Annotated in this window: 24 protein-coding genes; 10 read left to right on the plus strand and 14 right to left on the minus strand. The window is 72.3% G+C overall.

Going from position 1 to position 25,210, the window contains the following annotated elements:
• The first annotated feature begins 35 nt into the window (after positions 1–35).
• Entirely contained in the window at positions 36–2,186 is a 2,151-nt protein-coding gene (locus ACESM1_RS03680; protein WP_372617821.1) for an SH3 domain-containing protein, read from the plus strand.
• A gap of 186 nt (positions 2,187–2,372) precedes the next feature.
• Here ACESM1_RS03680 and serA read toward each other — a convergent pair whose 3' ends face one another.
• On the minus strand, positions 2,373–3,620 hold the full coding sequence (serA, locus tag ACESM1_RS03685) for a phosphoglycerate dehydrogenase (protein WP_372617823.1): 1,248 nt from the start codon (positions 3,618–3,620) through the stop codon (positions 2,373–2,375).
• Positions 3,621–3,735: 115 nt separating this feature from the next.
• On the opposite strand from serA, the gene ACESM1_RS03690 reads away from it, so the two are divergent.
• Complete coding sequence (locus tag ACESM1_RS03690; RefSeq protein ID WP_372617825.1) at positions 3,736–4,356, plus strand: HAD family hydrolase; 621 nt, start codon at positions 3,736–3,738, stop codon at positions 4,354–4,356.
• 7 nt (positions 4,357–4,363) lie between these two features.
• On the opposite strand, the gene ACESM1_RS03695 is transcribed toward ACESM1_RS03690, so the two are convergent.
• The 5 genes from ACESM1_RS03695 to ACESM1_RS03715 form a co-directional block, all read right to left on the minus strand.
• Positions 4,364–5,218: a GNAT family N-acetyltransferase gene (locus ACESM1_RS03695; protein ID WP_372617826.1), complete on the minus strand. Its 855-nt coding sequence runs from the start codon at positions 5,216–5,218 to the stop codon at positions 4,364–4,366.
• A gap of 56 nt (positions 5,219–5,274) precedes the next feature.
• On the minus strand, positions 5,275–5,454 hold the full coding sequence (locus ACESM1_RS03700) for a hypothetical protein (RefSeq protein WP_372617828.1): 180 nt from the start codon (positions 5,452–5,454) through the stop codon (positions 5,275–5,277).
• Positions 5,455–5,605: 151 nt separating this feature from the next.
• Positions 5,606–7,012 (minus strand): tetratricopeptide repeat protein, encoded by a 1,407-nt coding sequence (locus ACESM1_RS03705; RefSeq protein WP_372617830.1) that lies wholly within the window; start codon positions 7,010–7,012, stop codon positions 5,606–5,608.
• Positions 7,013–7,111: 99 nt separating this feature from the next.
• Entirely contained in the window at positions 7,112–8,380 is a 1,269-nt protein-coding gene (locus ACESM1_RS03710; RefSeq protein ID WP_372617832.1) for a M20 family metallo-hydrolase, read from the minus strand.
• A 19-nt stretch (positions 8,381–8,399) separates the two neighbouring features.
• Positions 8,400–10,112 carry a hypothetical protein gene (locus tag ACESM1_RS03715; protein ID WP_372617834.1) on the minus strand — a complete coding sequence of 571 codons (1,713 nt, stop codon included), beginning with the start codon at positions 10,110–10,112 and terminating at the stop codon, positions 8,400–8,402.
• A 185-nt stretch (positions 10,113–10,297) separates the two neighbouring features.
• Here ACESM1_RS03715 and ACESM1_RS03720 point away from each other — a divergent pair, with 185 nt between their 5' ends.
• Complete coding sequence (locus tag ACESM1_RS03720) at positions 10,298–11,485, plus strand: urate hydroxylase PuuD (protein ID WP_372617836.1); 1,188 nt, start codon at positions 10,298–10,300, stop codon at positions 11,483–11,485.
• Between the two features lie 2 nt (positions 11,486–11,487).
• On the plus strand, positions 11,488–11,829 hold the full coding sequence (uraH, locus tag ACESM1_RS03725; RefSeq protein WP_372617838.1) for a hydroxyisourate hydrolase: 342 nt from the start codon (positions 11,488–11,490) through the stop codon (positions 11,827–11,829).
• A gap of 63 nt (positions 11,830–11,892) precedes the next feature.
• On the opposite strand, the gene ACESM1_RS03730 is transcribed toward uraH, so the two are convergent.
• Entirely contained in the window at positions 11,893–12,828 is a 936-nt protein-coding gene (locus ACESM1_RS03730) for a Bug family tripartite tricarboxylate transporter substrate binding protein (RefSeq protein WP_372617839.1), read from the minus strand.
• A 110-nt stretch (positions 12,829–12,938) separates the two neighbouring features.
• On the opposite strand from ACESM1_RS03730, the gene ACESM1_RS03735 reads away from it, so the two are divergent.
• Genes ACESM1_RS03735 through ACESM1_RS03755 form a run of 5 tightly spaced genes read left to right on the plus strand, consistent with a single transcriptional unit; the run spans position 12,939 to position 17,730 of the window.
• Positions 12,939–14,612 carry a thiamine pyrophosphate-binding protein gene (locus ACESM1_RS03735; RefSeq protein ID WP_372617841.1) on the plus strand — a complete coding sequence of 558 codons (1,674 nt, stop codon included), beginning with the start codon at positions 12,939–12,941 and terminating at the stop codon, positions 14,610–14,612.
• 3 nt (positions 14,613–14,615) lie between these two features.
• On the plus strand, positions 14,616–15,581 hold the full coding sequence (locus tag ACESM1_RS03740) for a 3-hydroxyacyl-CoA dehydrogenase family protein (RefSeq protein WP_372617843.1): 966 nt from the start codon (positions 14,616–14,618) through the stop codon (positions 15,579–15,581).
• Positions 15,582–15,587: 6 nt separating this feature from the next.
• Positions 15,588–16,352: an SDR family NAD(P)-dependent oxidoreductase gene (locus ACESM1_RS03745; RefSeq protein ID WP_372617845.1), complete on the plus strand. Its 765-nt coding sequence runs from the start codon at positions 15,588–15,590 to the stop codon at positions 16,350–16,352.
• Positions 16,353–16,372: 20 nt separating this feature from the next.
• Positions 16,373–16,531 (plus strand): DUF1289 domain-containing protein, encoded by a 159-nt coding sequence (locus ACESM1_RS03750; RefSeq protein WP_372617847.1) that lies wholly within the window; start codon positions 16,373–16,375, stop codon positions 16,529–16,531.
• Entirely contained in the window at positions 16,531–17,730 is a 1,200-nt protein-coding gene (locus ACESM1_RS03755; RefSeq protein WP_372617849.1) for a Zn-dependent hydrolase, read from the plus strand. The genes ACESM1_RS03750 and ACESM1_RS03755 overlap by 1 nt, the downstream gene beginning before the upstream one ends.
• On the opposite strand, the gene ACESM1_RS03760 is transcribed toward ACESM1_RS03755, so the two are convergent.
• From ACESM1_RS03760 to ACESM1_RS03785, 6 genes are all read right to left on the minus strand, one after another.
• A complete protein-coding gene (locus ACESM1_RS03760; protein WP_372617850.1) occupies positions 17,715–18,320 on the minus strand; it encodes a DUF2243 domain-containing protein in 606 nt (201 codons plus the stop codon). The two genes, ACESM1_RS03755 and ACESM1_RS03760, sit on opposite strands and share 16 nt — an antisense overlap.
• 60 nt (positions 18,321–18,380) lie before the next feature.
• A complete protein-coding gene (locus ACESM1_RS03765) occupies positions 18,381–19,334 on the minus strand; it encodes a Bug family tripartite tricarboxylate transporter substrate binding protein (RefSeq protein ID WP_372617852.1) in 954 nt (317 codons plus the stop codon).
• Positions 19,335–19,353: 19 nt separating this feature from the next.
• Positions 19,354–20,526 carry an enolase C-terminal domain-like protein gene (locus tag ACESM1_RS03770; RefSeq protein WP_372617854.1) on the minus strand — a complete coding sequence of 391 codons (1,173 nt, stop codon included), beginning with the start codon at positions 20,524–20,526 and terminating at the stop codon, positions 19,354–19,356.
• Between the two features lie 33 nt (positions 20,527–20,559).
• The gene (locus ACESM1_RS03775; RefSeq protein ID WP_372617856.1) at positions 20,560–21,051 is read right to left on the minus strand and encodes a MaoC family dehydratase; all 492 of its coding nucleotides are present in this window, start codon (positions 21,049–21,051) and stop codon (positions 20,560–20,562) included.
• The gene (locus tag ACESM1_RS03780; RefSeq protein ID WP_372617858.1) at positions 21,048–21,245 is read right to left on the minus strand and encodes a hypothetical protein; all 198 of its coding nucleotides are present in this window, start codon (positions 21,243–21,245) and stop codon (positions 21,048–21,050) included. Before ACESM1_RS03780 ends, ACESM1_RS03775 begins: the two co-directional genes overlap by 4 nt.
• A gap of 88 nt (positions 21,246–21,333) precedes the next feature.
• Positions 21,334–22,881, minus strand: a complete 1,548-nt coding sequence (locus ACESM1_RS03785) for a M81 family metallopeptidase (RefSeq protein ID WP_372617860.1) — start codon at positions 22,879–22,881, stop codon at positions 21,334–21,336.
• A 95-nt stretch (positions 22,882–22,976) separates the two neighbouring features.
• Here ACESM1_RS03785 and ACESM1_RS03790 point away from each other — a divergent pair, with 95 nt between their 5' ends.
• A complete protein-coding gene (locus tag ACESM1_RS03790; RefSeq protein ID WP_372617862.1) occupies positions 22,977–24,518 on the plus strand; it encodes an ABC transporter substrate-binding protein in 1,542 nt (513 codons plus the stop codon).
• Between the two features lie 18 nt (positions 24,519–24,536).
• Here the strand turns inward: ACESM1_RS03790 and ACESM1_RS03795 are convergent, their stop codons facing one another.
• Positions 24,537–25,187, minus strand: coding sequence for a hypothetical protein (locus tag ACESM1_RS03795; RefSeq protein WP_372617864.1), 651 nt, complete (start codon positions 25,185–25,187; stop codon positions 24,537–24,539).
• Positions 25,188–25,210: the final 23 nt, after the last annotated feature.

Below are 25,210 nucleotides of genomic sequence, written 5' to 3' on the forward strand. Positions count from 1 at the left end.
CGAAGTTGCGGGGCGGGGCGGATGGGGCGGGACCGATGGCATACGCCGCTGAGATCAGTGAGGCTTCGCCGACCTGCATCCTGTTCGTGATCGACCAGTCCGGCTCCATGTCGGAGGATCTCGAGCCGGGCGTCACCAAGGCCAGCTTCCTGGCCGATGTGCTCAACCGCACGCTGATGGACCTGGTGCTGCGGTTCCGGGGGCCAGAGGGCGTGCGCAACTGCCTGGATGTCGGGGTGATCGCCTATTCCGGCGGCGGGGTCGGCCCCGGCTTCGGCGGCGCGCTGGCCGGCAGCCATCTCTGCGAGCTCGGTGCCCTGGCGCAGCGGCCGATGCGGGTGGAGAAGCGGCGCAAGCGCGTGCCGGACGGCATCGGCGGGCTGGTCGAATCGGAGATCCAGTTCCCGGTCTGGTTCGACCCCCAGGCCTCGGGTGGCACGCCGATGTGCGCGGCGCTGCGCATGGCCGGCGAACTGCTGGCGGATTGGTGCCGCGAGCACCCGGAGTCCTTCCCGCCGACCGTGCTGCACGTGACCGATGGCGAGGCGACCGATGGCAGCCCGGCCGAGGTGGAGGCCGTCGCCGCCCGCCTGATGTCGCAGCGCACCGGGGATGGCGACGCGCTGCTGTTCAACCTGCATGTCTCGGGCGGCGGCGGCGAGCCGGTGCGCTTCCCCGGTGCCGAGCCCGCCCGGCTGAATGCCCATGCGCGGCTGCTGTTCCGCATCAGCAGCGTCCTGCCCGAGGAGTTCCAGCGCCGCGCGGCGGAGGAGGGCGTGGCGGTCGGCGGCCAGAGCCGCGGCTATGTCTACAACGGCCGCCTCGACGACGTGGTCGCCTTCTTCAATGTCGGCGCGCGGCTGCGCCGGGGTGGCGCCCATTGGGTGAAGGCGCGGGCTGCCGCGGCGCAGGGCCTGCCGAGCTGGTTGCCGCCTCCTGCCGCGCCGGAGCCGCGGCCTGCCCCGGCCGCCGAGGCCCGGCTGCCGCTGGCGGAGCGCTGGGCCAGGGCCAATCTCGGCGAGCCCGCGGCGCAGGCGGCAGGGGCGCTCCTGCCGCCGCCCGTCGCGCCGGCGCCGGCCGCCGCCGCACCGCCGGCGCCATCTGCTGCGCCAGCCCCTTCCGCTGCGCCGCCTGTGCCGCCGGTCGCGGTGCCGATGGCGGCAAGCACACCCGCCCCGCCGCCGCCCGCAGCCGGCGGGCGTGACCGGCTGCCGCTGGTGCTGCTCGGCTTCGGCGCCATCGCCGGGCTGGCGGTCTATGGCATGGGGGCCCTGGAGCAGGGGCGCTGGAGCCTGCCGGGGCAGCCGGTGGCGGGCCCCACAGCCGAACTCGTCCTTTCGCCGGCGGCACCGTCCCCGGCCGCCATCCCCCTCGGGCCAGCCGAGCTGCCTGCGGCCTCAGCGGCGGCCCCCATGGTTGCGGCCGCCGCGGCGCCGCCAGACTCGGCCACCGGCCAGCCGAATGCAGCGCCCCCCGCAGCGGCGGAGACAGCGCCGGCGCCGCCCGCGGCAGCCGCATCCGCCGATCCGCCCGCGCCGGTGCAGTTGGCCGCCTCGGCGCCGCTGGCGCCCGTCCCCCGGGCCGCGGCGCCGACTCCTCCGCCGCCGCCCATGCCGGCGGCAACCGTGCCAGCGCCGCCGATCGCCGCCCCGGCGCCGGCCGATCTGCCCGCGCCCATCCGGGTGGTGGCCGCGGAGCCGGTCTCGGTTGTCATCCCGCCGTCCCCGGCCGCGCTGGCGGAGGCGTCGCCGGCCATCGCCGGATCGGAACCGGCTGCCGCGCCGGCCACACCCGTTGCCCCTGTGCGGGTAGCCGCGCCGGAGCGCCTTCTCCCCGCCATCCCGCCGGTTGCGAACGCATCGGCGGCGGGCGTCCCGGTGCCTCCCGCGCTGCCTTCCGCGCTGCCGCCATCGGCCGACCCGCCCGACCCCGGCCGTGCCGCCGCGCCGGCCGCCAACGCAGCGGCGGTCGGCGAGCCGCCCCCCACGCCCTGGCCCGGGCGCGTGGTCACGGTGATCGCCGCCAATGTCCGCGAAGGCCCGAACAACAACAGCGAGGTGACGCGCATCGCCTCGCAGGGCCTGAGCCTGCGCGTCTATGGCCGCTTCGGCGGCTGGCTGCGGATCGGCGACAGCGCCGGGCCCTGGGGCTGGATCCACTCCAGCCTTCTGGTGCCGGAATCGTAGGAGCGCCCGGGCGCCCGCCGCGGCCGGGCTTGCACGGGCGGCCTCGGTCCTCGACCGATGCCGAGGCCGCGAATGCGGCCCGCGGCCTATGCCGCGCAGCCAAGGCCGCGGCGCGGCCGCCCGGCGCCTGAGGGCACAACAAGGCTCATACCAACGGTCACCGAAGTTGGCCGCTGGTATGAGGGATCAGCCGCGCTCGTAGATCAGCCGCGCCCGCACCGTGCCGGGCAGGGCACGCAGCTCGGCCAGGATGGCATCCGCGTCGGCACGGGCCTCCAGGCTCTCCACCACGACATAGCCGAGCTCGGAATCGGTCTGCAGGTACTGCGCCGCGATGTTCACGCCGCGACGCGCGAAGCATTCGTTGATGCGGCTGAGGATGCCCGGCGCGTCGCGGTGCAGATGCGTCCAGCGCGCGCCGTTCGGGCGCGGCGGCAGCTGCACCTGCGGCAGGTTCACCGCGCCCACCGTCGCGCCGCTGTCGCTGTATTCCACCAGCTTGCGTGCGACCTCCATGCCGATGCGGTCCTGCGCCTCGGCGGTGCTGCCGCCGATATGCGGGGTGAGGATGGTGTTGGGCAGGCCCTGCAGCGGGGAGACGAAGGCCTCGCCGTTGCGCTTCGGTTCCTCGGGGAAGACGTCCACCGCGGCGCCCAGGATCCGCCGCTCCCGCAGCGCATCGGCCAGCGCCGACACATCCACCACCGTGCCGCGGGCGTTGTTGATGAACACCGCGGAGGGCTTCATGTGCGCGAGCTCGGCCGCGCCGATCATGCCGATGGTCTCCGGCGTCTCCGGCACATGGATGGTCACCACGTCGGAGCGCGCGAGCAGGTCGGCCAGGCTGGCGGCCTGGTGCGCATTGCCATGCGGCAGCTTGGAGGTGTGGTCGTGGTAGAGCACCCGCATGCCGAAGGCCTCGGCCAGCACCGAGAGCTGGCTGCCGATGTTGCCGTAGCCGATGATGCCGAGCGTCTTGCCGCGCATCTCCCAGGAATTCGCCGCCGACTTGTCCCAGCCGCCGGCATGGGCGGCGTTGGACTTGTCCACGATGCCGCGCAGCAGCATCACCGCCTCGGCCAGCGTGAGCTCGGCGACGCTGCGGGTGTTGGAGAAGGGCGCGTTGAACACCGCCACGCCGCGCCTGGCGGCGGCACGCAGGTCCACCTGGTTGGTGCCGATGCAGAAGCAGCCGATGGCCATCAGCCGGTCGGCGGCTTCCAGCACCTCCTCCGTCACCTCGGTGCGGGAGCGGATGCCGAGGATGTGGACGCCCTTCACCGCCTCGATCAGCGCCTGGCCTTCCAGCGCGCGCTTCTCCCGCTGGATCGTGACGTACTCGGCCTGGCCGAACAGCTCCACGGCGCTGTCCGCGATGCCCTCCAGCAGCAGGATGCGGATGCGGTCCTTGGCGAGCGAGATGCGGTCGTTCATCGGGCGGGGAGATCCGGGGGAGGGCCGCCTTCTGCCCGCGTGCCGCCCTCCGGGCAAGCCCGCTTGCCCTGCGGCCCGGGGCGGGAGGATATGCCTCCGCAACCCGGGGGTTCGCATGGGCGTGGATGTCGTGGTGTTCGACGTGGGGAACGTGCTGATCCGCTGGGATCCCCGCCACCTCTACCGACGGCTGTTCGAGGCGGAGGCGGAGATGGAGCGCTTCCTCGCCGAGGTCTGCACCGATGCCTGGAACATCGAGCAGGATCGCGGCCGCACCTGGGCCGAAGCGATCGCCGAGCGCGTCGCCCTGTTCCCGCAGCACGACGCGCTGATCCGCGCCTATTCCGAGCGCTGGCAGGAGATGGTGCCCGGCGAGGTGGAGGGCACCGCCGCCATCCTGGACTCGCTGCGCGCCGCCGGCGTGCCGCTCTACGCGATCACCAACTTCTCCGCCGAGAAATTCGCCGAGAGCGCCGTGCGCTTCCCCCTGCTGCGCGGCTTCCGCGACGTGGTGGTCAGCGCGCATGAGCGGCTGATCAAGCCGGATCCGGCGATCTACCGCGTGCTGCTGGAGCGGAACGGGCTGGACGCCGCGCGCTGCCTGTTCGTGGATGACAGCGAGAAGAACGTCCGCGGGGCGGAGGCCGTCGGCATGCGCGCCCACCACTTCCGCGACGCACCGACGCTGGCGGCGGAGCTGGCGCGGCTCGGGTTGCTCCCCGGCACCCCTCGGTAACGCGCCCTCAGTAGAGCACCGAGGGCACCCAGCAGCGCGCCGGCACGCGATAGGCGCCGCGCGACATCAGCGTCATCGGCTTCACCACCTGCATGCCCTGCGACAGGCACCAGCGCAGCAGCCCCGCCTGCCGGCCCGGCAGCAGCAGCGAGACCGGCGCGCGCTGCGCCGCCGCCGCGCCGGCCAGCAGCCCCGCCATGTCCTGCTCGGTCTCCGCGACGCCATGGTTCATCGGCCAGCAGCCGGGCGCGGTCAGGTAGCCGAGGATGCGGCCACGCCGCTCCAGCACCATGGGCGAGAGGTGCTGCACGGCCATCCGCAATTCATGCGTCCGCGCCATGGCGTGCGCCGAGTGGCAGAGCGCGTCGCAGGCGGGGATGTCGGCCTCGGTCATCGGCCGCACCTCGGCCCCGGCCGGCAACTCGCCCTGCGGCTTGCCTCTGACCAGGAACAGCGGCGCCTTCACCTCGAAGCCGAGCGCGGCGTAGAGCGACAGCGAGCGGGTGTTGAAGGCGTCCTGCACCAGCCGCACGCTGGTCGCGCCATGCGAGCGGTCCAGGACGGCGCGCACCAGCCGCCGCCCGAGGCCGGCGCCCTGCCAGGCGGGATCGACCGTCAGCGGACCCACCCCGCGCACCTCGTCGCCCTCGCCGACGAAGTTCGAGCCGACCACGGCGCCATCGATCTCGGCGACCACGGCGAAGGTCTTCGGATCGCCGAGCAGCGCACGCGCCAGCCCGGTCCCGGCCTCGCGCGAGGCGATGTCCTTCGGGAACCCATGCGCGGCCGCGATGCCGGCGAAGGCATCGTGGATGATTCGCCCGCAGGCCTCGGCATCGCCGGCTTCGCCCGGCCGCAACATGACGGACCGCCCGGCCGTCCCGCCGGCAGCGACGGGCTGGTGGGTGTCCATGGCGGTCAGGCCGCGTCGCGCAGCGGTGCGGCGGGCTCGGCCTCGCGGCGCTCGGCCTCGGGCTTGCGGCCGACCAGGCGCCGTTCGGATTCGACGCGCGCGCGGTCGCTGATGCCGCGCACGGTCGTGGTGGTCTGCTCGGGCTGTGCCTGCGCCTCTGGGCGGCGACCGACGATCATCTGCATGGTCCGGGTCCTCCGGAGTCCTTCCGCGTCTCCCGCACGGCCTGCGGGATGCTCGGAAACTGCCGCATCAGGCTTTCCGTGCCCATCGCCGGGCTTTTCCAGAGCTTTCCGGCGCTTTCCGCGTCGCCTGACGGCGCGTAATGAAATTACGTCACTCCTCCGGCACCCCCGCCTTCGTCAGCCCTTCGCAGAACACCTCGCAATGGGCGAAGCCGTCCAGGCTGCGGCGCACCGCGCTGACGCGCAGCGGCGGGACCATGCGGTTGCGGACGGCGATGAAGGGCTGTGCCTCCTCGATCAGGCCGAGATGACCGCAGCAGCTGATCAGCGTGTTGTAATGGCCGGAATACTCGGAGAAGGCGGCGATCGAGGCGCGCAGCTGCGGCAACGCCTCCGCGAATCGCCGTGCGCCGAGCAGCGCCAGGCCATGGGTGGCCGTGTAGAAGCCGGCGAAGCTGTCCATCGGGCTCATCCGCACGGCCTTGCCGGTCGCGGCGATCGCCTCGTCGAAATGGCCGGCCCGCAGCAACGCCCAGCCCAGGACCGTATGGCCCAGCGCGAAGCTCGGGTTCAGCTCCAGCGTTGCGCGCAGCTCCACCAGCGCCTGGGCATGCTGGCGCGAGGTGCTGAGGCAGAGGCCGAGCATCATCCGCCCCCATGGCTCGGAGGGATCCAGCGCCGCGGCCTCCTCGGCGTGGCGCATCGCCTCGCGGTGGCCCTCCTGCCGGTCAGGCCACCAGTAGAGATGCGTCGCCCACCAGACCGCCCAGGCCAGGCAGGCATGCGCGCGGGCATAGCCGGGATCGAGCGCGATCGCCTGCGCCAGCAGCGCGCGCGCCTCCTCGTTCTGTTGCCGCCCGACACGCATGATCAGGCCCATCGCGCGCACCACCAGCCCCCAGGCATCCACGCTGCCGGGCGGGCGGCGCGCGGCGCGGTGGCCTTCCTCGGCGTAGAGATGCGGCTCGATCGCGGCGACCACGCTCTGGGTGATCTCGTCCTGCACCGCGAAGATGTCGCCGATCTCGCGGTCGAAGCGCTCGGCCCAGATGTGCTTGGCGGTATCCGCCTCCAACAGCTGGGCGGAGACGCGGATGCGCCCGGCGGCGGTGCGCACGCTGCCTTCCAGCAGGTAGCGCACGCCCAGCTCCTGCCCGACCTGGCGCACATCCACCGCGCGGCCCTTGTAGGTGAAGGTGGAATTGCGTGCGATCACCAACAGCCAGCGCAGCCGGGAGAGGTCGGTGGTGATGTCCTCGGTGATGCCGTCCGCCAGGTAGTCCTGCGCCGGGTCGGCGCTCATGTTGGTGAAGGGCAGCACGGCGATGGAGGGGCCCTCGGCCAGCGGCGAGGGCGCCGGCGCGGATGGCGCCGAGCGCAGCGCAAGCCCCGTCGCACCCTCCACCACCGCCAGCGTGCGGTCGGAGAAGAGCCCGGTCAGCAGCTTGTCCACCGTCGACTTGCCGAGCCTGGTCCGGTGCGCGAACTCCTCGCGCGAGATCCGCTCCCGCGCGATGTAGTCGCGGATCAGCCCGGCCACCCGCTTGCTGTCGTCCATCAACCCCGCAACTCCCACAGTGGGAGTCTGCCCGAAAACCCGCCGCGCCGACACCTCCTGCGGCGGCCTGCGCGCCGCCTCAGGGACCGCGCACGCCGATCACCTGTTCGCGAGGTCGGCGAGCACCGCCGTCAGCACGCGCGCGCCGGCCGCAAGCTGGGACGGCTCGCTGTATTCGCTGGGGTGGTGGGAGACGCCGCCGCGGCAGGGTACGAAGATCATCCCCGTCGGGCACAGCGGCACCAGGAACTGCGCGTCGTGGAATGCGCCGGAGGTCATGCGCAGCGCCTTCAGCCCCAGCGCCGCGGCGGCCCGCTCCACCGCATCCGGCACCAGCGGATCGAAGCGCGAGGGCAGGGCGTGGAAGCGCTCCGTCACGGTCGCGGTGCAGGTCCTGAGCGCACCCTGCACCACGCCTTCGATCGCGTCGCCGCGTGCCAGCAGCACCGCCCTGTCCGGATGGCGCAGGTCGATGGTGAAGCGCACGCGGTCGGCCACCGTGTTGGGGGAGTTCGGGCTCACCTCGATGCGGCCGACGGTGAAGCGCAGCACGTCGTCCGGATCGTGGGTCAGCTCGTTCAAGGCGGCGATGGCGCGCAGCATGTCCTGCACCGCGTCCTTGCGCATCGCCAGGGGCGTGGTGCCGGCATGGTCGGTGCGGCCGAAGATCTCGACCAGGAACCAGCGGCTGCCCTGGATGCCGTCCACCACGCCGATGTCGAGGCCGCCCGATTCCAGCCGCGGTCCCTGCTCGATATGCGGCTCGACATAGGCGAAGGGGGCGACGCCATCCACCACGCCGAGGCCGCGGCGCGGAATGTCGGCTTCCAGCGCGAGATGCTGGCGCAGCGCCGCGGCGAAGGTGACGCCGTCATTGTCGGCCACCGCGTCCCAGGCATCGGCGGGCTTGAAGCCGGCATAGGCCATGGAGCCCATGCAGCCCGGCGCGAAGCGGCCGCCTTCCTCGTTGGTCCAGGCGACCACCTCGACCGGGCGTCGCGTGGCGATGCCGGCCTCGCGCAGCGCCTGCACCGCCTCGAGCCCCGCGAGCACGCCCCAGATGCCGTCGAAGCGGCCGCCATTCGGCTGGGTGTCCATGTGGCTGCCGGCCAGCACCGGGGCGAGGCCGGGCTCCGTCCCCTCATGCCGCAGGAACAGGTTGCCGATCGCATCCACCGAGACGCCGAGCCCCAGCGCCTCCGCCCAGGAGATCAGCAGCCGCCGCGCCTGGCGGTCGAGGTCGGTGAGGCAGGCGCGGTTCACGCCGTCGCCCGGGATGGCGCCGAGCTGCGCCATCTGCATCAGGCGGTCCCACTGGCGCGCCTCGCTGACCGCCGCCACCGCATTGGGGGCCACGCCGGCACTCATCCTGCCGCTCCCGTTCGTCTCAGCGCGCGACGATCGACAGGCCGAGCCGCTGCGCCGCCTGCACCGGCCCGCCGGCCGAAAGGCTGCCCATTTCCGAGAAGGCGAGCGGCGCCGGCGGGCGCAGCGTGATCTCCAGCGTGCCGGGCTGGCGGATGAAGCTGGCGATCGCCTGGCGCATCGGCGCCATCGGGTCCGCGCCGGGCGCCGGGGCGGCCTGCTGCGCGGCGCCCTTGGACGGCGCCACGCTGCCCTTCGAGGGCGCCGGCGGCGGGCCGCCGCGCTGGCCGCGCTGCGGCCGCTCGCCCGGCATCGGCATGGCGAGCGCCATCTGCGCCCATTGCTCGCGCAGCCGCGCCTCCGGCATCCGCTGCTCGCGTGCCTGGCGTGCAAGCACGCGGCCGAGCAGCCCCTGGTCGCGCAGCGCCAGGGTCAGCCCCGCCAGCCGTGCCTCGGTGAGCTGCGCCGCGGTCGCGTCCGGGTCCACCGCCGCGCCCTCGGCCGGCAGTCCGGGGATGCCGTCGACCTGGGCCGCGAGGCTCAGCGAGCCGGCCTGCTCCCAGCCGATGCGGAAGGGGGCGACGTCCAGCCGTCCGCCGGCGCGCGGCGCGGTGGCGCGCAGCTCCAGCCCGCCGGCGATCTCCCGGTAGCCGAGGGCCTCCAGCCAGTCGGCACTGCCGGCGGGCGGGACCACGCGCAGGCCCTCGGCCGCCATTCCGCCGCGGGCGATACCCTCCTGCAGACTCCCTTCGGTCAGCAGCCGGGCGAGGGTGAGCACGGGCTGCCCCTCCCAGCTGGCCTCCAGCCCTTCGAGAAGCACGCGCTGCGGCGTCCCCGGCTGCGGGTCCGGCACCTGCACGCCGCCCATCACCGCCTCCAGCGTGCGCGCCGCATCCATGCCGGAGGCATCGAAGCGGGCGAGGCTGAACTCCACCGCACCCAGGCTGCCCGCCGGCGTGGCAAGCTGCAGCCGCTCCACCGCCAGCGAGGTCACGCGGCCCGGCACCCAATCCCGCAAGGCCAGGCGGCCGACCCCCATGTTGACCGAACTGCCGGGATCGCGCAGCGCGGCGTCTTCCACCGCGATGCGGCCGGCGCGGAAGGCCACGGCGTCGAAATCGCCGGCGCGCATCGGCAGCGTCACCGACGCCAGCTCCACCCGGCCGAGGCGCATCATCTGGCCATCCGCCGCACGGTCGCGGAACTCGAAGCCGTTGAGCAGCCCGGCGCCGACAGCCTGCGGCGTGAAGTCCCGCACCTCCAGCCGCTCCAGCCGCAGCGCGCCCTTGGCGGGGTCGTCCATCCGCACCGCCTCGACCTCCAGCGCCTCGAAGCTGAGGTTGGTCATGTCGAGCGCCTTGCCTTCCACCGGCACCGGCATGCCCGCCAGCAGCACGCGTGCCACCTGGCCGGTGGCGCCCTCGGCGCCGCGATAGACGCTGCGCAGCAGCTCCGCCCGGCCGATCCGCGCCTCGCTGACCTCGGCCAGCCGCAGTTCGGGCACGGTGAGCTGGTTGGGGCCCTGGGTGAGCACGACATTCGTCAGCGTGGCGTGGCCGCTCACGGGGTCCACGCTGCGACCGCCGATCTCCAGCCGGCTGTCCGGGCCGAGTGCGGCACGCAGCCGCGCGATGGCCGAGTCCAGCCGCCGCTCGGCCTCGGCCTGCGCGAGCGCGCCGGCGCCGACGACCGAGAGGACTCCCACGAGGGCAAGGCCTGGCAGGCGGGTGCGCATGATTCGCTCCATGGTTGAGGCGGGCATCCTAGGGTCGGCCGCGTCCGGCGTCGAATCGCCCCGCGCGCCGCGCATCAACCTGGCGTGCCATGCCGCCCTTGTGGCGGGCGGGCCGGGAGGCGATTGTTGCAGCGCAACCTGCCACGCCGCGCGGGCGCCCGCCGCGCCGAAGGACCGGGACCCGGATGGACCTCGCCTACCTGGCCGACTGGGCCAACCTGCTGATCCGCTGGCTGCACCTGATCACCGGCATCGCCTGGATCGGCACCAGCTTCTACTTCATCGGCCTCGACAACCAGCTCGACCCGCCGCGCAACGGCAACCCGCGCGTGAAGGGCGAGCAATGGTCCATCCATGGCGGCGGCTTCTATCACAAGCAGAAATACGCGGTGGCGCCGGAGCGCCTGCCTGAGAAGCTGCACTGGTTCAAGTGGGAGGCCTACTGGACCTGGATCAGCGGCTTCTCGCTGTTCGTGCTGATCTACTGGGCGAATGCCTCGACCTACCTGGTGGACCCGGCGGTGCTGGACATTCCCGCCTGGGCGGCGGTGGCGATCAGCGCGGCGATGCTGGTGGGCGGCTGGGTGATCTACGACCTGCTCTGCCGGTCGAAGTTCGGCGAGAACGAGAAGGGCCTGTCGCTGGCGATGGTGGCGTTGCTGGTGGCGTCGGCCTTCATCGCATGCAAGATCTTTTCCGGCCGCGGCGCCTTCCTGCAGGTGGGTGCGATGACCGGCACCATCATGGTGGCGAACGTCGCCATGGTGATCATCCCCGGCCAGCGGAAGATGGTGGCGGCGATGCAGGCGGGCCGCGAGCCCGATCCGAAATACGGCCGCTGGGGCAAGCAGCGCAGCGTGCACAACACCTACCTGACGCTGCCGGTGCTGTTCCTGATGATCAGCCCGCACTACCCCATGACCTGGGGCGGCGAGTGGAACTGGGTGGCGCTGCTGGCCATCACGCTGGCCGGCGCGCTGGTGCGGCAGTTCTTCGTCGCCCGCCAACTCGGCCGCAACCAGCTGGCGCTGCCGGCGGTGGCGGCGGTGGTGGTGGTCGGGATGATCCTGGCCCTCGCCCCCGCGCGCGGGCCGCAGCTCGCCGAGGGCGATGCGCCGACCTTCGCCGAGGTGCATGCGATCACCGCGGCGCGCTGCGCCGCCTGCCACGCCGCGCGGCCGACCGACGAGGCCTTCGCCGCGCCGCCGAAGGGCGTGATGCTCGAGACGCCGCAGCAGCTCCGTCGCTGGGCGCCCTCCATGCGCCAGCAGGTGGCGACCGAGGCGATGCCGCCCGGGAACGTGACCGAGATCACCGAGGATGAGCGCGCGAAGCTGCTTGCCTGGATCGCCGCCGGAGCGAGGACGGATTGACCATGGCGAGGCCCTCGGCGCTGACCACGCACATCCTCGACACCGCCGCCGGCGCGCCCGCCCAGGGGGTGAAGGTGGAGCTGTGGCGCATCGATCCCGCCGGCGCGGTGAAGGTGACGGAGCGGCGCACCAATGCCGATGGCCGCACCGACACGCCGCTGCTGACGCCCGACGATTTCCTCCCCGGCCGCTACGAGCTGCGTTTCCATATCGGCGCCTATTTCGGCGGCGGCGGCTTCCTGGACGTGGTGCCGATCGCAGTGCGGCTGGAGGCCGGGCAGGGGCATTACCACGTGCCCCTGCTCTGCTCGCCCTGGTCCTACGCGACCTATCGCGGGAGTTGAGGCGGTCCGATGACCGGAGGGCCGCCAGGCCCGCAGGTCTGAATCGGCCCGCAAGATGCAGGCCTATTCCGCGGCGCGGATGCCGGTGCTCTGCACCAGGTCGCGGAACTTCGCGCTCTCGGCATTGGTGAAGGCGGTGAAGGCGGCGCGGTCGCGATAGCGGATGCGCTGGTTCACCCGTGCGAAGCCCTCCACTACCGGCTGCGCCTGCATGGTGCGCGCGCAGGCCTGCTCCAGCCGTGCCAGCGTCGCATCCGGCGTGCCGGCCGGCGCGTAGAGGCCGGACCAGATCGAATAGACGATGTCGTGCCCGCTCTCCCGCAGCGTCGGCGTCCGGGGGAAGTCCGACAGGCGCTCCTCGGTGAAGGTGGCGATCGGGTGCAGGTCGTATTGGCGGATCAGCGGCGTCTGGTCGGCGAACAGCTGCACCTGGCCCTGCTGGAAGGCCAGCATCACGTCGCCCGAGCCGCGGAACGGGATGTGGTTCATCCGCACCCCCGCGCTCTGCGTCAGCGCCACCATCACGATGTGCGGGATGGTGCCGGGGCCGGTGGAGGCGAAGGGCACCTCGCCCGGCTTCGCCCGCGCCGCGCCGATCACGTCCGCCACGGTGCGGAAGGGCGAACTGGCCTGGGTCATCAGCACCACCGGGCTGTCCGCCACCTGGCAGACCGGCGCGAGATCGGCGGTGCGATAGGGCAGGTTGCTGCGGAAATGCGGCTGGATCGCCACCGGCCCGGCCGGCGTCAGCAGGATGGTGTTGCCATCCGGTCGGGCGCGGGCGACGTTGTTGGCGCCGATGGTGCCGGCGGCGCCGCCCTGGTTGTGGATCACGACATTGGTGCCGAGCGCCTCCGCCAGCACCGGCTGCATCAGCCGGGCGATGATGTCGGTGGCGCCACCGGCCGGGAACCCGATGACCAGCGTCGTCTGCGCCGCGGCGGGCGTGGCAAGCGCGAAGGTGGCGGCGAGCGCGGCCGCCATGGCTGTGCGCAACATGAACGTCTCTCCCTTCGGCCCGGCTTGTCCGCCCGGGCGCCGGCGGGCAGGCTAACGGCCACACTGGCCGCCCGTCCATCGCGGCCTGGTTCAGCGGAGGGAACGTTGCAATGCCGGTGACCGGCGCCGACTGGCTGGCGGCAAGCCTTGCCGCATCAGGCCAGACCCATGTGTTCTTCGTCGATGCGGTGCTGCGTCCGACGCTTCTGGCGCTGTCGCGCCATGGCGTGAAGCCGGTGCTGGCGCATACCGAGAAGGCGGCGGTCTACATGGCCGATGCCTATGCCCGGATCGCCGGCCGGCCGGGGATCGTGGCGGCGCAGTCGGTGGGCGCGGCGAACCTCGCCTCCGGGCTGCAGGATGCCTTCCTGGCGCGCACGCCGGTGATCGCGATGACCGGGCGCAAGGTGACGGCGCATCAGCACCGCAATGCCTACCAGGAAGTGGCGCATGCGCCGCTGTTCCAGCCGGTGACCAAGTTCGCCGCCGAGGTCGCCGACGCCGCCGACCTGCCGCGGCTGCTGCGCCAGGCCTGGGCGGCGGCGGCCTCGGTGCCGACGCGCCCAGTGCATCTGGACCTCGCCGGCCTGCAAGCGGAGGTGATCGAGCAGGGCAGCGTGGCGGCGCCGCCCGCCGACCTCTCGGCGATGCGCGTGCCGCGGCATCGGCCGGAAGGCGATCCGCAGGCGGTCGCGGCCGCGGCGGCGGCGCTCGCCGGCGCGAAGCGGATCGTGGTGGTTGCCGGCGACGGTGCGGCGCAGTCCGGCTGCGGCGCGGAGCTGCTGGCGGTGGCCGATGCGCTGGGCGCGCCGATCCTCACCACGCTCGGTGCGCGCGGCCTCGTGCCAACCACGCATCCGCTGCATTGCGGCGTCGTGGGCAGCTACTCCGCGCCGCCGGCCAATCGCATCGCGCACGCGGCCGATCTTGTGCTGATGGTGGGCTGCGACACCGGCGACCAGATGACGCATCACTGGCGGGTGCCGGCGCCCGGCACGCGCATCGTGCAGGTGGATGCCGATCCGCTGGAGTTCGATCGCAGCTACGCCGCGGAGCACGCCGTGCTCGGCGATCCGCGCGCCGTGTTGGCGGCGATGGCGAAGCTGGTCGAGAAGCGGCGCGACCGCTCCTTCCTGGCGGAATCGCAGGCGCTGATCGCCGCCTGGCGTGACGAGGTGGCGCCACGCCTCGCCTCGGCGGCGGTGCCGATGGACCCCGCGCGGCTCTGCGCGGAGCTCTCGGCCGCGCTGCCGCCCGATGCGATCCTGGTGGCCGACACCGGCTATTCCGGCATCTGGACCGGCACGCTGGTGGAGTTCGACGGCGCAGGCCAGACCTACCTGCGCGCCGCCGGCTCGCTCGGCTGGTCCTTCCCCGCGGCACTCGGCGCCAAATGCGCCGCCCCGGACCGCCCGGTGGTCTGCTTCACCGGCGACGGCGCCTTCCACTACCACCTGGCGGAGCTGGAGACGGCGCGGCGCCTCAGCCTCGCCGTGGTCGTCGTCATCAACAACAACCGCGGCTTCGGCCAGGGCTGGCCGAATGTCCGGCGCATGGCCGGCAACGACAACGCCGCCGCCGCGGAGCTGCTGCGCTTCGGCGAGACGGCGGATTTCGCCGCCATCGCGCGTGGCTTCGGCGTGGAAGGCGTGACGGTGGAGACGCCGGATCAGATCGCTCCCGCGCTGCGCGCGGCACTCGCCGCCAATCGTACCGTCGTGCTCGATGTGCGCACCGACATCGAGGCGCGCGCGCCCGAAGCCTCCATCCCTGGGGAGAAGTGAGAGATGGCCATCAAGGTCGCGGTGCTCGGCGCCGGCACGATGGGGCACGCGCTGGCGCTGGTCTATGCGCTGGGCGGGCATGAGGTGCGGCTGACCGACAATTCCATGGCGATGCTCGACAAGGCCGGCGAGCTGATGGAGACGGCGCTCGCTTCGCTGGTCGAGGCCGGGGAGGCGCCTTCGGGCTGCACCGCGGAATGGCTGCACGGCCAGGTGACGCGCCTGCCGGTGCTGGCCGAGACGCTGGAGGACGCGGACCTGATCGTCGAGGCGATCGTCGAGAACCCTGACGCCAAGCGCACCCTGTTCGAGGAGGTGGATCGCATCGCGCCACGCGACGCGGTGATCGCCTCCAACACCTCCTACCTCGATCCCTTCCCGCTGATCCCGGAGCGGCGGCAGTCGCGATCGCTGGTCATGCACTGGTACACGCCGCCCTACCTGGTGGACCTGGTGGACATCGTCGGCGGCCCGCGATGCGAGAAGGCGATCGTGGACTGGGCTGCGGAACTCGTCGCCGCGATGGGCAAGGTGCCGCTGGTGATGCAGAAATTCGTCCCCGGCTACATCGCCAACCGCATCCAGTCCGCCATCGCCGCCGAGGTCTATCGCCTGCTGGACGAGGGCGTGGCGACGCCCGAGGAGATCGACACTGCCGTGGTGCACGGCCTGGCGCTGCGGTTGCCGATCGTCGCCATCATGGCGAAGGCGGACTTCACCGGCCTGCCGCTGCTGCAGCACGCGCTGCGCAACGCGACCTACCAGCCGCCGCCGCCGCGCAGCAACAGCGACACGCTCGACAAGCTGCTGGCGGCGGGGCGCACCGGCGTGATGGCGGGTGCGGGCTACTACGACTGGGACAAGGACACCGCGAAGCTGATGGCCGCGCGCGACCGGCGCCTGATGGCGCTGAAGAAGGCGCTGCGCGAGATCGGCACGATGGCGGGTTCCACGCGGGTGCAGGAGTAGTCCGGAATGCTGACTTACGACCTGAAGGGCAAGGCTGCGCTGGTCACCGGCGGCGCCTCGGGCATCGGGCTCGCCACCGCCACCATGCTGGCGAAGAGCGGCGCGGCGGTGGCGATCAATTTTCTCGCCGACGATCCGCGCGGGCCGGAGGCGGTGGCGAAGCTGCATGCGATGACCGGCGCGCGCATCCTCCCCGCACCCGGCAACGTCGCCGATGCCACCGATTGCGCGCGGATGGTGGAGAAGGCCGCCGCCGATCTCGGCCGGCTCGACTACCTCGTGAACAATGCCGGCACGCCCGGCACCAGCACCAGCGTCGCGCCGCACGAGCTGGATCGCTTGACGGAAGCGCTGTGGCACACCGTGATCGAGGTGAACCTGCTCGGCGTGTTCCGCTGCGCCAAGGCTGCGGCGCCGGCGCTGAAGGCGGCGCATGGCGCGGTGGTGAACATCGCCTCCATCGCCGGCATCAATTCGCCCGGCTCCTCCATGGCCTATGGCGCGACCAAGGCGGGCGTGATCAGCCTGACCAAGAACCTCGCCCGCGGCCTGTCGCCGGAGGTGCGGGTGAACGCCGTCGCGCCCGGCGCCGTGGATTCCACCTGGATGATCGAATGGACGCCGGAGCAGCGGAAGCACAGCATCGAGAACGCCCTGCTCAAGCGCCGCTGCACGCCGGAGGACATCGCGGAAGTGGTGGTGTTCCTGTTGGCCGGCGCGGCAATGGTGACGGGGCAGACCGTGGTGGTGGATGGGGGCCTGACCACCTGAGCGACATCGCCTCGCCCTGCGTGAAGCGTTGCGCGCTGGATGCCGCTGGCGCGCTTTGCACCGGCTGCTTCCGCACGCTGGACGAGATCGCCGCCTGGCCCTACGCCGATGCGGCGGCGCGGCGCGCCATCGTCGCGCGTGCCGCGCGCCGCCGCCCAGAAGCCGGAGATTCACCCTGATGCCGCAAGTGGACACCGCCCGCTTCCTCGCCGACCTGCATGAGCTGCGGAAGATCGGCACCTTCAAGACCGGCGTGCATCGCCCGACCTACTCGCCCGAGGACATGGAAAGCCGCCGCTGGCTGATGGCGAAGATGCAGGAGATCGGGCTGGAGCCGGTGATGGATGGCGTCGGCAACGTCATCGGGCGCCACAAGGGCCCCGGCCCGCATCTGCTGGTCGGCAGCCATATCGAGAGCCAGAACGAGGCCGGCTGGCTGGACGGCGCGCTTGGCGTTGTCGCGGGGCTGGCGCTGGCGCGCGCCGGCCTGCCGGTGGATGTCGCCGCCTGGGCGGATGAGGAGGGCCATTACGGCGGCTTCATCGGTAGCCGCAGCTTCATCGGCGAGCTGGAGGAGGCGGAGATCGACCGCCTCGCCAACCGCTACCACGGCAAGCCGCTCCGCCAGGCGCTGCGCGAGGCCGGGCTGGAAGGGCGGCCGCGCATCCAGTGGGAGAAGGGGCGCCACAAGGGCTTCCTCGAGATCCATATCGAGCAGGGCACGCAGCTGGAAAGCGCGGGCCTGCGCGTCGGCGTGGTGACGGGCATCGTCGCCATCCGCCAGTGGAAGCTGGTCTTCACCGGCATGCAGGACCATGCCGGCGGCACCACCATGGCCGAGCGCAGGGATGCCGGTCTCTCCGCCGTGCGGCTGCTCGCCGAGATCGACCGCAACTTCCCGCTGGTCTGCGGCCCGCGCAGCACCTGGACGACCGGACGCATGACGCTGGAGCCCGGCGCCGCCTCCATCATTCCCGGCCGCGCCGAGGTGCTGTTCCAGCTGCGCGACGTGGAGGAGCCGATCATCGCGCGCATGGAGGACCGCCTGCGCGCGCTGGTGCAGGAGAGCAACCGCCGCGAGAAATGCCCCTGCGCACTGGAGGCGGTGAGCCTCTCCACCCCTGCACTCTGCGACCCGACGATGCAGCAGGCGCTTTGCGAGGCGGCGGAAGCCAAGGCGCCCGGCGCCTGGCAATCCATGCCGTCCGGCGCCGGGCACGATGCGCAGTATCTCGCGCGCATCATGCCGGCTGCGATGCTGTTCACGCCCTCCATCGGCGGCATCAGCCACCATTGGGCGGAGGACACCAAGGAGGAAGACCTCGCGCTTGGCGCCGAGGTGCTGGCCGAGGGCGCGGCGCGCTACCTCGCGGCGTAGATCGTCCAGCCCGCGCAGAAGGCCGGCAGCATCCGGCCTTCGAGCAGCGCCGCGACGGCAGGGTCGGGCTCGCGCGGCGGCAGCGCCGCCACCGGCGCCGAGACCAGCAGCAGCCCGGCCAGCGCCGCGGCGACGGCGCCGCCCGCGCTGCCACCCGGCCGGCGCAGGAACAGCCAGCCGATCGCCAGACCGGCGATGCCGAGCGCCACGAAGATCATGTCCCAGGCGAGCGGGTTCGCCACGTCGATCCGCGCGCGGTGCATCTCCAGCACCCAGTGGATGAGCCCAACATCCAGCAGGTGCCAGGCGCCAAAGCCGAGCGCGGCCCAGCCGGCGAGCAGACGTCCCGCACCGGCCTCGCCCGCCACCCCGCGCCGGAGCCAGAGCAGCCACAGCCCGGCCGCGGCGATGGCGTAGTGCGCGGCGTGGAACAGCCCGTCCCACAGCACCTGGAACTCCAGCGTCTCCGCCGGCGCCCAGAGCGAGAGCAGGTGATGCCATTGCAGGATCTGGTGGAACAGGATCCCGTCGAAGAAGCCCCCCAGCGCGAAGCCGACCAGGAAGGCGGGGGTGCGTAGCGGCCGCGGCATGGGGCGGCAACGCGCCGCCCCATGCCGCGTTTGTTGCGCCCGAGGGGCTGGTGCGGGCGGCTACTGCGCCCGGATGTTCGCGGTGCGCACGACCTCGCCGAACTTCGCGTTCTCCGCCCGCATGAAGGCGCCGAACTCCGCCGCGCTGCGGGGCGTCACGCGTGCGCCCTGGCTCGCCACGCGCTCGGCCATCGCCGGGTCGCGCATCACCTTCAGCGTCTCCGCCTCCAGCTTCGCCAGGATCGGTGCCGGCACGCCGTTCGGCGCGATCAGGCCGAACCAGATCGCCATCTCGTAGTTGATCCCCGCCTCCTTCATCGTCGGCACGTTCGGCAGCGCCGGATGCCGCGACGAGCCGGAGACCGCGAGCGGCTTCAGCGTGCCGTTCTGGATGTGCGGCAGCATCAGCGGCACGCCCTCGAAGGCGACGTCGATCTCGCGCGCCAGCAGCGCAGTGGCGACCGGCGCGGCGCCGCGATAGGGCACATGCGTCAGGTCCACGCCGGCGCGCAGCTTGAACAGCTCGAACGCCAGGTGGGTGCTGCCGCCGATGCCGGCGGAGGCGTAGTTCAGCGCGCCGGGCCGCGCCTTCGCCGCCGCCACCAGCTCCGCCACGGTGGAGACCGGCACGCGCTGCGTCGCCACCATCACGATCATGATCTCGGCGCTGCCGCAGATCGGGGTCAGGTCCGTCAGCGGGTCATAGCCGGCATTGCTGAACAGATGTGGGTTGATCGCCATGGTCGCGGTGTTGGCGATGCCGATGGTCCGCCCGTCCGGCCGCGCCTGCACCACCTCCCGCGTGCCGATCATGCCACCGGCGCCGGCCTTGTTGTCCACCACGACGTTCTGCCCAAGCCCCGCGGGCAGCCGATCCGCCAGCAGTCGCGCCAAGCCGTCGTTGAAGGCGCCCGGCGGGGCGGGCACGACGATCCGTACCGGCCCGTCCTGCGCTCGCGCCAGGGCGGGCAGCGCGAGCGCGCCGCCGGCCGCGAGCAATCCGCGTCGTGTCATGTGCATGGCTCTTCCTCCGTCACGGCTTCATCGCCGCTATATCGTCGAGCGTGGCGCCGAGGCCGAAGCCCGGCGCGTCGCTCGGCACCAGCATGCCGTCCCGCGGCACGGACATGCCGGGGAACAGGCGCGTTTCCTCCAGCGGGATGCCGGGCGCGGTGCCGATGAACATCTCGCCCATCGGCGCGCCGGGCACGGCGAAGCCGAAATGCTGGCCGTATGGCGTGTTCATTCCCGCATGCGGGATCACCGCGATGCCCGCCGCATCCGCGATGGCGTGGATGCGCAGCAGCGCGGTGAGGCCACCGGCCCAGGCGATGTCGGGCTGCAGCACATCCGCCACGCGCCGTGCGGCGGCGTGCAGGAAGGGCGGCGGCATGTACCAGTGCTCGCCGGTGGCGAGACCCATCCAGGGCAGGCGCCGGCGCAGCGCCTCCTGCCCGTCCAGATCCTCCGGGATCAGGCAGTCCTCGATCCAGCGCAGCCCGTAGGGGCGCAGGCGCTCGGCCAGCCGCACCGCGTATTCGACGTCGAGCGCCATCCAGCAATCCAGCATCAGCTCGACATCGCGGCCGATGAGTTCGCGCGTGCGGGCGACGAGGTCCTCGTTCGCGTTCAGCCCCGGCAGCCCGTCGGCCGGACCGTGCGGCAGTGGCAGCTTGGTGGCGCGAAAGCCGAGTTCCATGTGCCAGTCGGTGTCACCGCCCGTTGCATAGACCGGGATATGCGGCCGCGCCGGCCCGCCGATCAGGCGCCACACCGGCTGGTTCAGCAGCTTGCCCTTGAGGTCCCACAGCGCCAGATCCACCGCGCTGATCGCATAGGCAGCCAGGCCCGCCGCGCTGTAGGGCGAGGCCATGCGCGCCATCATGTCCCACAGCGTCTCGGTCGCCATCGCGTCTTCGCCGATCAGCAGCGGCGCGAGGTGGCCTTCGATGGTCGGGATCACCGGGCCGGCATAGCGCGTGATGCCGAAGCCCCATGTGCCGTCGCTGGCGGTCACCAGGCAGCCGACGCCGGGCCAGGAGGGGCGCCAGATGGTGCGATCCACCTTGAACCGCGCATGCCGCGCCATCGGTCCTGCGACCTCGGCCGTGCCGTTCCAGCTCGGCCGCCGCGGCTTCGTCCGCGGCGGGCCGCCGACCAGGTCGCTGCGGATCGGGAAGGCCTGGATCGAGGCGATGGTCGGCATGCGGGAGAGGCTAACGCGCCATGCGCCCCCACGTCACCCCGCACGTCGGCGCAGCAGGTAGCGATGCCGGCCCTCCAGCACCAGCACGCCGCCCTGGTTGTGGACGGTGCTGCGCAGCCCCACCACGCCGGTGGTGCGGTTGGGCGTGAGCTCATCCACTTCGAGGCACGGATAGAGCGTGTCGCCCGCGAAGACCGGATGCAGGAAGCGGCTGGACTGTTCCAGGAAGGCTTTCAGCGAGTCCTCCACCAGATGCGGGAAGATCCCGGCGCCCGCCGCGGTCTGGATCGCCACCTGGTAGCCATGCGCCAGCATGTCCGGCAGCCCGCGCGCGCGGCAGTATTCGCGGTCGTAGTGGATCGGGTGGTTGTCGCCGCTCGCCGCCTGGAAGGCGAGGAAGATCGCCTCCGTCATGGTCCGGCTGGGCAGCGGGAAACGTTCGCCGAGCCGGAAATCCTCGAACCATCGCTGCTCCCGCAGCATGCGATGGGCGCTTGGGTCGAAGGCCGGGTCGCGCTGGCTCACGGTGTCCGGCGCGGTTCGCAGCGCCGCTGCGCCATCGCCAGCTTCGCTTCCAGCATCCGCAGCATGCGCCTCGCGGCCTGGACCTCGCCGGGGAAGCCATCCTGCTGCAGCTTCGCGACGACGAAGCTCTGCCGCATCACGCGGTCCTGCAGGGCGTTGCAACTTTCGCGGTCCGGGGCGTGTGACTGGAGCATGGAGATCCTTCCATCCGTGCCTTCTGGCGAGGCAACGGTGGAATCCGGGCGCATGGCTGGCACCAGCTTGGCGATTTCGTGGCGGGCGTCAGCCGCGCACCTGCACCTCCGCCGGGGTGGGCGGCGTCCATTGCATCTCGGGGTCGAGCGGGTAGATCGGCCGCGGCACCTCACGCCAGGGCACGCGTGTCAGCACCACGGTCGTCAGGCCGGGCACGTCCACCTCGATGATACGGTCGTTGCTCCAGATGTCGTCGAAGCCGGCGCGGAAATGCCCGCGCGACTTCACCACCAGCGCGCGCACCGCACGCAGGTCCACGCCGAGCGATTCCACCATGCGCGGCTCCGCCAGCTGCCGGCGTTGCGTGACCACCGCCACCCGCACGCCGCCGATGCGCAGCAGTGCCGTCGGCCCGGTGGAGACGCTGCGCCCGGCATAGATGCCTCGCCGTCCGACGATGGTGCCGTCGGACAGCGCCTCGACCACCGCTTCCGCCTCGAAGGGCTTGGAGAAGGCGTTGGTCTCGTCGCGGTTGAAGCGGGCGAGGAAACGTGCGCCGAGCCCCTTCGCATGTGCCTCCGCGGCGAGTGCCGGGTCGTTGTGGATGCCGAAGACCGCGCCCTCGACGCCCGCCTTCACGAAGGCTTCCAGGATGTAGGTGGTGTTGCCACGCCCCCCGCCGCCTGGATTGTCGGCGACATCGGCGAACAGCAGCGAAGGCTTCGACGCATCGCGCCCGGCCTCCAGCGCCATGCGCGTGGCGTCCTCAAGGCTGGTGAGATTGGTCACCCACTTCGCGCGGGTGGACCAGATCCAGGCGGCGATGTCGCTCGCGACCTGCTGCGCGCGCTGCGCATCGGTGCGCGTGGTCACCATCACCGACAGCCCGTTCTTCGGCGTGTCGCCCAGCGAGAAGCCCGATACGATGGAGACGTTCAGCACCTCATGGTCGAGGAAGCGCTGCCCGTACGCGATCGCCTCCGCATAGGGGCCGAAGGCGGTGTTCTGGCTGGTCGCGGGCGGAATGAAGGGCAGCTTCACGAAGGCCATGTGCGGCCGCATGCCGCCGAGCATCGCGCGCATGACCGCGGCACATTCCGCGCCGCGCTCGGCCTGGTCCACATGCGGGTTGGTGATGTAGCCGCAGAGCATGTCGGACTGCTTCACCATCTCCCAGGAGACGTTGGTGTGCAGGTCGAGCGTTGCCAGCACCGGCACATCGGGCCCGACGATCTCCCGCACCAGGCGCAGCAGCGTGCCGTCGGGGTCGCGGTCCACGGTTGCGGTCGCGGCGCCATGCAGCGCCAGGAACACGCCATCCACCGGCATCGCCGCGCGGATGCCTGCGGTGATGCGCTCGCACACCTCGTCGAAGGCCGATTGCTCCATGTTGCCGGAGGCGCCGGCGGTGGCGGCGAAGGTGTACACGGGCTCCCACGGCCGGCCGGCATCCATCGCCTTGACGAAGCCCGAGAGACCGGTGGGACCACGTGGCGCGGGTGTCGCCAGGTCGGCTGCAAGCTCGGCGCCCTCAAGCCAGCAGGCAGCCTGGAACTCCGCCTTGGTCGCCACAGGCGCGTGGCCGTTGCTCTCCAGCATGAAGCCGCCGAGCGCGATCCGTGGTGCCTTCGCCATGCCTGTTCCCCCTGCCGGCAAGCCTAGGATCGGAGAGGGTGGCGCGTCCATCCGGCCTGCGGCAGGATGCGCATGACGAGACAGGGAGAGGACGGATGAAGCGCATCCTGATGGCGGCCGCGCTGGCGCTGACGGCGGGCGGGGCTGGGGCGCAGACGCTGACCCTCGGCACGGCGCTGCAGCTCAACACCATGGACCCGCATTTCTTCAACGGCTTCCCCGCCGGCTCCGCCCATCCGCAGATCTTCGAGGGCCTCACCCAGATCGACGAGCAGTTGCAGGTGCGCCCGGCGCTGGCCACCGCCTGGCGCCTGGTGGACGCCAACACCTGGGAATTCGACCTGCGCCAGGGCGTCCGCTTCCACGACGGCACGCCCTTCACCGCGCGCGACATCACCGCGACCTATGCGCGGGTGCCGACGGTGCCGAACAGCCCGGCGCTGTTCACGCCCTTCATCCGCCCGATCAAGGAAGTGCAGATCCTCGGCGAGCACCGCATCCGCATCATCACCAACACGCCGACCGCGACGCTGCCGCTCGACGTCGCGCGCGTGCTGCTGCTGGCGGAGAAGGATGCGAACCAGACCACGGCGGATTTCAACGCCGGCCGCGTCAACGGCACCGGCCCCTACCGCTTCGACGGCTGGCGGAACATCGAGAACCTGGCGATCACGCGCAACGACACCTACTGGGGCGACCGCGCCCCATGGGAGCGGGTGGAGCTGCGCACCATCACCCGCGACCCTTCGCGCGTCGCCGCGCTGCTGGCCGGCGACGTGGACGCGATCGACCTGGTGCCCACCGCCGACAAGGCGCGCATCACCGGAGACCAGCGCTTCCAGCTGTTCAGCGGCCCGGCGGCGGTGGTGCACTACATCGCGCTGGATTCGGCGCGCGCCGAGAGCCCCTTCGTTGCCGGCCGCGACGGCCAGCCGCTGCCGAACCCGCTGCGCGACCGCCGGGTGCGCCAGGCGCTCTCCATGGCGATCGACCGCGAGGCGATCACCCAGCGGCTGATGGAAGGCAGCGCCACGCCGGCCAGCCAGTTCCTGCCGAGCAGCATCCAGGGCACCAGCCCCAATCTGCGCCCGACCCCCTTCGACCCGAACCGCGCCCGCGCCCTGCTGGCCGAGGCCGGCGTGCCGCAGGGCTTCCGCCTGACGCTGCATGCGACGACCGACCGCTACCCGAAGGATGCGCAGATCGCCCAGGCGGTGGCGCAGATGTGGACGCGTATCGGCCTGCAGGCGGAGGTGGCCGGCGTTGCCGGCCAGGTGTTCTTCGGCCAGGCCTCGCGCCAGACCTACTCGGCCTTCATCGCGCAGTACGGCACCAACGAGGCCGGCGAGGGCCCGCGCGCCGTGGTGCACAGCTTCGAGGCCGGGCGCGGCTATGGCGCGGCCAACCGCACGCGCTACTCCAACCCCGAGGTGGACGCGCTGATCCAGGCGGCGCTGAGCGAGATCGACCCGGAGAAGCGGCAGACCAAGCTGCATGCGGCGATCGAGGCGGCGTTCGAGGATGTGGCGATCATCCCGGTCTTCCATCCGTCCTGGGATTACGCGGCGCGGCGCGGCATCCACATCACGCCGCGGCCGGAGCGTCGATTCAATGCGCTGATGATGCGGCCGGAATAGCGCCGGCGCGCCTGCGGCTCAGCCGCAGGCATGGAAGCCGCCCCCCGGCAGCGGTGCGAGGTCCAACACGCCGAGCACGCGGAAGCCGCCGCCGGCCGGCTCGATCACCAGCGCCGCGCCCTCCGGGAAGGCGCGGCCGCCCACCGCCTGGCCGGCGACCATGATCGCCGGAGTGCGGTGGCCGACCAGCACGCGGTTCGCCCCGCGCGGCACCGGTTCGGAGAACAGGCGGCGATGCTCCGCCAGCACCCAGGCCAGGCGGCCGCCGGCGTAGTCGTCGGCCAGCAGGCTGTCGGTGACGAGCACATCTGCCGCGCCGAAGGCCTGCTCCGCCGTGTCGCGCGCGCGGAAGACCGGCCCGGCCAGTACCGGCCGCGCCACCGGGATGCCGAGCGCGGCCAGCCGCTCCCCGATCCGGCGCGACTGCGCGACGCCCTCGGGCGAGATGTTGCGCTGGCCGGCGCGGTCGCCGATGCGGTAGCTGGAATCGCAGGGCTCGCCGCGCGTGTCGGCGTGGCGGAAGAACAGCACCAGCCCGCCGCCCCGCAGCCGTTCCACCAGCGCCGCGCCTTCGGGTGTGTCCGGCGTGACGGGCGCCAGCCGGTCCTGCGCCGCGGCCGGCGCGGCGAGCAGCAGCAGCGGCAGAAGGTCGCGCCGGCGCAGCCTCATCCGCCGAGGATCTCCAACTTCAT

Source organism: Falsiroseomonas sp., from assembly GCF_041690465.1.
Classification (GTDB): domain Bacteria; phylum Pseudomonadota; class Alphaproteobacteria; order Acetobacterales; family Acetobacteraceae; genus Falsiroseomonas.

Bases quoted from the DNA above. Each gene is read 5' to 3' on its own strand.
- ACESM1_RS03680 (WP_372617821.1), top strand. From the start codon at position 36: ATGGCATACGCCGCTGAGATCAGTGAGGCTTCGCCGACCTGCATCCTG.
- serA (WP_372617823.1), bottom strand. From the start codon at position 3,620: ATGAACGACCGCATCTCGCTCGCCAAGGACCGCATCCGCATCCTGCTG.
- ACESM1_RS03690 (WP_372617825.1), top strand. From the start codon at position 3,736: ATGGGCGTGGATGTCGTGGTGTTCGACGTGGGGAACGTGCTGATCCGC.
- ACESM1_RS03695 (WP_372617826.1), bottom strand. From the start codon at position 5,218: ATGTTGCGGCCGGGCGAAGCCGGCGATGCCGAGGCCTGCGGGCGAATC.
- ACESM1_RS03700 (WP_372617828.1), bottom strand. From the start codon at position 5,454: ATGCAGATGATCGTCGGTCGCCGCCCAGAGGCGCAGGCACAGCCCGAG.
- ACESM1_RS03705 (WP_372617830.1), bottom strand. From the start codon at position 7,012: ATGGACGACAGCAAGCGGGTGGCCGGGCTGATCCGCGACTACATCGCG.
- ACESM1_RS03710 (WP_372617832.1), bottom strand. From the start codon at position 8,380: ATGAGTGCCGGCGTGGCCCCCAATGCGGTGGCGGCGGTCAGCGAGGCG.
- ACESM1_RS03715 (WP_372617834.1), bottom strand. From the start codon at position 10,112: ATGCGCACCCGCCTGCCAGGCCTTGCCCTCGTGGGAGTCCTCTCGGTC.
- ACESM1_RS03720 (WP_372617836.1), top strand. From the start codon at position 10,298: ATGGACCTCGCCTACCTGGCCGACTGGGCCAACCTGCTGATCCGCTGG.
- uraH (WP_372617838.1), top strand. From the start codon at position 11,488: ATGGCGAGGCCCTCGGCGCTGACCACGCACATCCTCGACACCGCCGCC.
- ACESM1_RS03730 (WP_372617839.1), bottom strand. From the start codon at position 12,828: ATGTTGCGCACAGCCATGGCGGCCGCGCTCGCCGCCACCTTCGCGCTT.
- ACESM1_RS03735 (WP_372617841.1), top strand. From the start codon at position 12,939: ATGCCGGTGACCGGCGCCGACTGGCTGGCGGCAAGCCTTGCCGCATCA.
- ACESM1_RS03740 (WP_372617843.1), top strand. From the start codon at position 14,616: ATGGCCATCAAGGTCGCGGTGCTCGGCGCCGGCACGATGGGGCACGCG.
- ACESM1_RS03745 (WP_372617845.1), top strand. From the start codon at position 15,588: ATGCTGACTTACGACCTGAAGGGCAAGGCTGCGCTGGTCACCGGCGGC.
- ACESM1_RS03755 (WP_372617849.1), top strand. From the start codon at position 16,531: ATGCCGCAAGTGGACACCGCCCGCTTCCTCGCCGACCTGCATGAGCTG.
- ACESM1_RS03760 (WP_372617850.1), bottom strand. From the start codon at position 18,320: ATGCCGCGGCCGCTACGCACCCCCGCCTTCCTGGTCGGCTTCGCGCTG.
- ACESM1_RS03765 (WP_372617852.1), bottom strand. From the start codon at position 19,334: ATGACACGACGCGGATTGCTCGCGGCCGGCGGCGCGCTCGCGCTGCCC.
- ACESM1_RS03770 (WP_372617854.1), bottom strand. From the start codon at position 20,526: ATGCCGACCATCGCCTCGATCCAGGCCTTCCCGATCCGCAGCGACCTG.
- ACESM1_RS03780 (WP_372617858.1), bottom strand. From the start codon at position 21,245: ATGCTCCAGTCACACGCCCCGGACCGCGAAAGTTGCAACGCCCTGCAG.
- ACESM1_RS03785 (WP_372617860.1), bottom strand. From the start codon at position 22,881: ATGGCGAAGGCACCACGGATCGCGCTCGGCGGCTTCATGCTGGAGAGC.
- ACESM1_RS03790 (WP_372617862.1), top strand. From the start codon at position 22,977: ATGAAGCGCATCCTGATGGCGGCCGCGCTGGCGCTGACGGCGGGCGGG.
- ACESM1_RS03795 (WP_372617864.1), bottom strand. From the start codon at position 25,187: ATGAGGCTGCGCCGGCGCGACCTTCTGCCGCTGCTGCTGCTCGCCGCG.